At 59.7% G+C, this 6,357-nt stretch carries 6 protein-coding genes; 3 read left to right on the forward strand and 3 right to left on the reverse strand.

Annotation, left to right across the window (positions count from 1 at the left end; all coding sequences use genetic code 11):
• The first annotated feature begins 1 nt into the window (after window position 1).
• Entirely contained in the window at window positions 2–187 is a 186-nt protein-coding gene (locus E4631_RS14110) for a hypothetical protein (RefSeq protein WP_133659336.1), read from the forward strand.
• A 15-nt stretch (window positions 188–202) separates the two neighbouring features.
• On the opposite strand, the gene E4631_RS14115 is transcribed toward E4631_RS14110, so the two are convergent.
• Entirely contained in the window at window positions 203–985 is a 783-nt protein-coding gene (locus tag E4631_RS14115) for a TIGR00266 family protein (RefSeq protein ID WP_133659337.1), read from the reverse strand.
• Between the two features lie 122 nt (window positions 986–1,107).
• Between E4631_RS14115 and E4631_RS14120 the strand changes: the two genes are divergently transcribed.
• Window positions 1,108–1,572 (forward strand): toxin-antitoxin system YwqK family antitoxin, encoded by a 465-nt coding sequence (locus E4631_RS14120; RefSeq protein WP_133659338.1) that lies wholly within the window; start codon window positions 1,108–1,110, stop codon window positions 1,570–1,572.
• A 75-nt stretch (window positions 1,573–1,647) separates the two neighbouring features.
• Here E4631_RS14120 and E4631_RS14125 read toward each other — a convergent pair whose 3' ends face one another.
• Window positions 1,648–2,049 (reverse strand): hypothetical protein, encoded by a 402-nt coding sequence (locus E4631_RS14125; protein ID WP_133659339.1) that lies wholly within the window; start codon window positions 2,047–2,049, stop codon window positions 1,648–1,650.
• 380 nt (window positions 2,050–2,429) lie between these two features.
• Here E4631_RS14125 and E4631_RS14130 point away from each other — a divergent pair, with 380 nt between their 5' ends.
• Window positions 2,430–4,553, forward strand: coding sequence for a T9SS type A sorting domain-containing protein (locus E4631_RS14130; RefSeq protein ID WP_133659340.1), 2,124 nt, complete (start codon window positions 2,430–2,432; stop codon window positions 4,551–4,553).
• A gap of 104 nt (window positions 4,554–4,657) precedes the next feature.
• Here the strand turns inward: E4631_RS14130 and gltX are convergent, their stop codons facing one another.
• Window positions 4,658–6,205: a glutamate--tRNA ligase gene (gene gltX / locus E4631_RS14135; RefSeq protein WP_133659341.1), complete on the reverse strand. Its 1,548-nt coding sequence runs from the start codon at window positions 6,203–6,205 to the stop codon at window positions 4,658–4,660.
• Window positions 6,206–6,357 lie beyond the last annotated feature (152 nt).

Genomic DNA, 6,357 nt, shown 5'->3' on the forward strand with positions numbered 1-6,357 from the left:
AATGGCCTCTCCTCATCTCAGCTCGTCGGCCTCTCGCCAGTATCGTCGTTCCTCCTTCAATGGAGCTAAGCAATTAAAAGCCGAGGGCGCACCAACGCGCCGGGTGCTCGTAGCAGTAGGATTTTTAGTGGTGGCGCTGGTCGTAGCACTGGGTGTGGTAATTTATAACCTGGCAAACGGCAGCTAGCTAACCAGCAAGCAATTATTCGTCAAACAAACCGCCGAGGATGCCGCCCATCGCGGTGCCGCTTTCCTTGCGCGCGTTGCCACCCCAGGGAGCCAGCGCCTGAATGAGCTTCTTGACGGGCATCGACTGAATCCAGACGCGGCCGGTGCCACGCAGGGTGGCCAGCAATAGCCCCTCGCCCCCAAATATCATCGACTTGAGGCCCCCGGCCCGCGCCACGCTAAAGTCAATTCCCGGCTCAAAAGCCACCACGCAGCCCGTGTCTACGCGCAGCAGCTCGTTGTGCAGGTGCTTCTCGATGATGGTGCCGCCGGCGTGCACAAAAGCTTTGCCGTCGCCGGTGAGCTTTTGCAGGATAAAGCCCTCACCGCCAAACAGCCCGGCCCCAAATTTCTGGTTGAAATGCACGCTGATTTGGGTGCCCCGCGCGGCGGCAAGAAACCCGTCTTTCTGCACAATCAGGCCCTGGGGCATCGTGCCCAGATCTACCGGGATGATGGTGCCGGGGTAGGGCGCCGAAAACGCCACCCGGCTCTTGCCGGTGCTGCCACGGTTGGTGAAGTGGGTCAGAAATAAGCTCTCGCCCGTGATAAGCCGGGTGCCCGCCGAAAACAGCTTGCCCAAAATGCTCTGGTCGGCCGAGGAGCCATCGCCCATCTTGGTTTCAAACGCGATGGCTTCTTCCATGTACACCATCGCCCCAGCTTCGGCAATCACGGTTTCCTGGGGGTCCAGCTCTACTTCCAGCAACTGGATATCGGCGCCAATAATGCGGTAGTCAACGTCGTGGGAGCGCATAAGCAGGGAGAATGGGTGAGCCGCAAAGGTAGGCCGCAACCCAAAAGCGGAGTATCGCAGTATACTGGAGGTAGCGGCTGACGCGTTGTTCAGCAGGCAGTTGCCTCTTTTCTTCGGTCCTTATGCGCGTCTTGTTGTTTGTCTTGCTTGGTGGGCTGGCTACGGCCTGCGCCCCGCACCTCGCCCGCGGCCCGCGCGGCTTCTGGCACTCCAACCGCGTAGACCGGCACGGCGACCCGCAGGGCCGCTGGAAAGTGTACTCAGACGATGCTAACTCGCAGCTCTCCACGCGGGGCCGCTATCGCCACGGCCGGCCGGTGGGCCATTGGCGCTACTACGCGCCGGTAGGCGACGCCCTGCTGCGCGAGGAGCGCTACCACCGCCACGGCCTCAGCGACATCACCTACTACCACCCCAATGGCCAGGTAGCCCGGCGCGGCCACGCCCGCATAGTCGACGAGCCAGGCGGCATGCACTTCTACTGGTACGGCGAGTGGCTCAGCTACTCCGACGCCGGCGTGCTGCAAAAAATAGAGACGTATGAGAATGGCAAATTACTCTCTACCAGCCGGGTAAGGGCCATGTAAAGCCGCCGCACCTGGCAGTGGGGGTAGGGCCTGCTGCCACACAGGCCACCCGCACGCGGCCCTACCCCCCGCTTGTTAGTCGGGCAGCTCGCGGCGGGTTTCGGCGGCTTCGTCTTCGTCGGTGGCGGCGGCTTTTTTGCGCTTAGCCTCGCGGCTGGTGCGCTGCATAAAGTCTTCGTCGGTTTCTTCGGGCTCTTCCGGGCTTTCGGCAGCGTCAAATTCTTCGGCTTCCTGGCGGGCGGCTTCGGCGGCGGTTTTGGCCTGGGCCTCTTCGCCAAACTGGCCCTCGCGGTGCACAATCTTCTTGTCGCGCACGTGGCGGCCTAGGAACTGGTTTATCTGCTCGATGGAGTAGTTGGAGGTGATTTCGCCCAGCGGATTAACGCCGATTTCGAAGCCTTCCAGCTCCTTATGCACGCGGGCCTTCTTCTCAGGCTCGGGGGCTTTTTGCTTGGGTTTGGTGGGTTTTTTAGCCATCTCTATACAATAAGCGGGAATGAAGGGCACTGAGCCCTAGGCCGTGCCCTTGTGCATACGGCGCGGGCGGGGGCTAGGGTTTGGCCGGGGCAAGGCCGCCCGCGCGCGGCCTGTTTCGCTTCGGGCTAGCGCCAGCGCGCTTTACCGCAAGCCGCCGGAAGGTGTAGAACTCTTAACTGAAATTTTTATGCTTTTCCTATAAAAGGAAAAGTGTGTTACTAAGTAAATGGTTTTTATAGGAAAAATATCATTCAAAAGGCTGACAAATAGATTTTTAAAGCGTATTGGCCAATACCTTTACAGTAATCAAATAACCCTTATGCAATTTTTAGTAAGCTATTCTTCCTTACAGTTATCTTATTTCCTCTCTATTGGTACTCATGAAAAAAACCCTACCCATCACGTTGGCTACCCGGCCTTTGCCGGCCCGTGGCCGGGGCACCAGCGAAGCACGGAGCTTTTTAACAACCCTGGCGGCCACGGGTTGCCTCCTGGCCAGCAGCCTGGCAGCTCAGGCACAATTTCCTATTAACGAGGCCTTTACAGATGCGGCTACTCCTAATTTTAGCTTAGGAGGCAACGCTGAGCTCACAGGCACCACCGGGGCACCGGGCTACCTGCGCCTTACCTCGGCCACCAACAACCAGGCGGGCTACGCTGTACTCAATGGCACATTTCCGTCGTCCAAGGGCTTCAGCATCTCGTTCGAGTTCTTTTCGTATGGGGGCACTTCGCCCGGCGCCGATGGCCTCAGCGTGTTTATGGTGGATGCTGATGGCACCGACCCAACCCAAAACGAGTTTAGCATCGGGTCCTACGGTGGCTCGCTGGGCTATGCGCAGATAGACACGTATACTGCCCTGACTGGCGTATCGAAAGGCTACCTGGGCATTGGTCTCGATGAGTTTGGCAACTACTCGCAGGACAATGAGGGCCGGGTTGGCGGCGTAGGCTTCAAGCCACAGGCAGTGGCCCTGCGGGGCTCTGCCGCAGATGCCTACAAGTATCTAACTGGCACTAGCCTGCCCTTCTCGCTCGATGTAGCCACCGCGCGGGCTCAGTCAGGTAGCCCCGACTACCGCAAGGCGTACCTCTACGTGCTCCCGGTGAACGGCGGCTACACGATTACCATTCGCCTGCAACACGGCCGTACCGTAACGACCACTACGGATATGTATACGGTAACGGCACCCCCCGCCAACCTACGGGTAGGCTTTGCTGGCTCGACAGGCGACAAAACCAACATCCATGAAATTCGCAGCCTGGCCATTCTAGATAACCCCTATGCCGTGGACGACGTGACACAAACCCCCTATAACAAGCCAGTTAAATTAAACGTCATAGCCAATGACCACGGCATTGGAGCAGAATTAAAGCCTGAGTCGGTAGACTTGGACCCGGCGCCGGGCATTCAGCAAACGTACACGGTACCTGGGCAGGGCACCTTCGAGGTTAATAGCTTGGGGGAAGTCACGTTCACGCCCATTGGCACATTTGCCGGGGAGGTGGCAATCCCCTACTTTATCAGCGATTTAGTAGATAAGGAATCAAACCCAGCCATCCTAACCATCAATGTGACGGGGGCAGATGTGGCCAGCGCCATTAGTGGCCCAGTTTCGGCTAAACCCAGCACCCTGGTTAGCTACATCATTTCAACGAGCAACAATGGCACTGAAACGGCGGATAATGTATCACCTACCCTCCAGCTTCCGGCGGGTACCGACCTACCCGCTTCGGCCAGCTACTTCTATGATATAGCAACGGGCCTGGTAACATTTACAGCCGTGTCTCTGCCAGTGGGCAGCAAGGTGGATAATTACCTGGACTTCGTTACCTCAGCAGATACTAACACCAGTATAACGCTGACCTCCAGCTACTCCTACTTAACGAGCACTATCATTCCGGACCAGGAAGCCAGTAACAACGCGGCCACCCTTGCATTAACAATTGCAGAACCCCTACCGGTCACGCTTACGCGCTTCGACGTAGCGGCCGAGCCGCAAGGAGCGCTCGTGACGTGGCACACGGCTACCGAGCAGCACAACGACCATTTCACGGTCGAGCGCTCGCTCACGGGCGCTGCTTTTCAGGTAGTCGGGACCGTGCGCAGCCAGGGCAACGGCCTGAGTGCGCACGATTATAGCTTCACCGACAACGGCGCCGGCCAACTGGGGGCCACTACGCTCTACTACCGGCTGCGGCAGGTAGATGTGGATGGCACTACCACTTTTAGCCCCGTACGCAACGTCCGTTTCGCGGCTCCCAAAGCCACCGCCACGCTCTACCCCAACCCCAGCCAGGGCCGCACGCTGCTCGACCTGAGCAGCCTCGCAGCTGGGCCCTACCTCGTGCAGGTGCTCGACCTCACCGGCCGGGTGCTGCGCACGCAGCAAGCCGCCGCCGAACTAGCCTCGCTCGACCTGGCCGGGCTTCCCCAGGGCGCTTACCTGGTACTGGTGCAGGGCGCGGGTACGCGGCAGGCACTGCCGCTGCTGCGCAACTAGCCGCGCCCTACCCCCCTCGGTGGGGTAGTAGCCGCTGCTTTTACTTAAAAAGCCCCGCTGGTTTTGCAAAACCAGCGGGGCTTTTTAAGTAAAAGCAGCGGCTACTACCCCAGGCGCTCTACAGCGGCGCGCAGGCGCTGGGCTACTTCGCCGGTACCCAGGATGGCCAGCGTTTCAAACAGGTCGGGGCCGGCGGCGGCGCCCGTCACAGCCACGCGCAGGGCTTGCAGCACCTGGCCCGGCTTGAGGCCCTGAGCTTCCATGCTCTGGGTGAAGATGGCCTTGAGCACTTCGGCGTTGGCGCTGGGCTCAGAGCTAGCGGGTAGGGCGTCGGCGTAGGCAGCCAAGGCGGCGCTCACCGGCGCATTCCACTTTTTGCTGACAACGGCTTGGTCGTACTCGGTCGGGGCTTCGAAGAAGTACTTGGCTTCCTGCCAGAAATCCTGCGGGAAGCTCACACGCTCCTTCATCACGCCTACCACTTGTTCGGCCTTTTGCTCCGAGCACTCGATGCCGTGCTCGGCCAAAGCCGTGAGCAGGTAGGGCGCCAGCTCGGCATTGGACTTGGCCCGCAGGTAGTGCTCGTTGTACCACTTGGCCTTGGCCACGTCGAACTTGGCGGGCGACTTGCTCACGCGGTCAATCTCAAAGGCCTGAATTAACTCTTCCATTGAGAAAATCTCCTGTGATGTGCCAGGATTCCAGCCTAGGAAGGCCAGGAAGTTGACCAGCGCCTCGGGCAGGTAGCCGTCTTCGCGGTAGCCGCGGCTCACGGTGGGCGCACCAGTTTCGGCGTCGGTGCCGTGCCATTCCAAGGCAAATACCGGGAAGCCCAGGCGGTCGCCATCACGCTTGCTGAGCTTGCCGGTGCCATCGGGCTTCAGCAACAGGGGTAGGTGGGCAAACTGCGGCATGGTCTTCTCCCAGCCCAAGTAGCGGTAGAGTAATACGTGCAGCGGCGCCGAAGGCAGCCATTCCTCGCCCCGAATCACGTGCGAGATATCCATCAAATGGTCATCCACGATGTTGGCCAAGTGGTAGGTCGGCATGCCATCCGACTTCATCAGCACCTTGTCGTCGATGGCGCTCGAATGCACTACCACCCAGCCCCGAATCATATCCTGAAAGCGCACTTCCTCCTTGCGGGGCACTTTGAGGCGAATCACGTAGGGCGTGCCGCTGTCGAGCAGCTGCTTCACCTCGTCCTCGGGCAGGGTCAGCGAGTTGCGCATCTGGGCGCGCGTAATGCTGTTGTACTGCGGGTTAGGCACCTTGGCGGCTTGCAGGCGCTCGCGCATCACGTCCAGCTCCTCGGGCGTGTCGAAAGCGTAATAGGCGTAGCCGTCGCGGATGAGCTGGTCGGCGTACTCGCGGTACATGGGCTTGCGCTCGCTCTGCTTGTAGGGCGCGTGCGGGCCGCCCTTCCAGGGGCTTTCGTCCAGCTCGATACCTACCCATTCGAGGCTCTGGCGGATGTAGTCCTCAGCGCCGGGCACAAACCGATTTTGGTCGGTATCCTCGATGCGCAGTATCATGGTGCCGCCCAACTTGCGGGCCAGCAGGTAGTTGTAAAGCGCCGTGCGCACGCCGCCAATGTGCAGCGGCCCGGTGGGCGAAGGTGCAAAGCGCACCCGAACAGGTCTCTCAGTCATAATACCGCAAAGGTAAGGCCCGTGTAGGGTAGCTTTAGCTTGCCGTTTTAAGTAGCAGGGCAAAAGCACCAAAAGGTTAGTTAGCGTCTGGGGACTGAGGAGCTAATTGGCAGAGCAGTTGTCGGAGATAGTCATCATCACGCGCCGCTTTC

Origin of the sequence: Hymenobacter sp. UV11 (assembly GCF_004684095.1) — a bacterium.
GTDB lineage: Bacteria > Bacteroidota > Bacteroidia > Cytophagales > Hymenobacteraceae > Hymenobacter.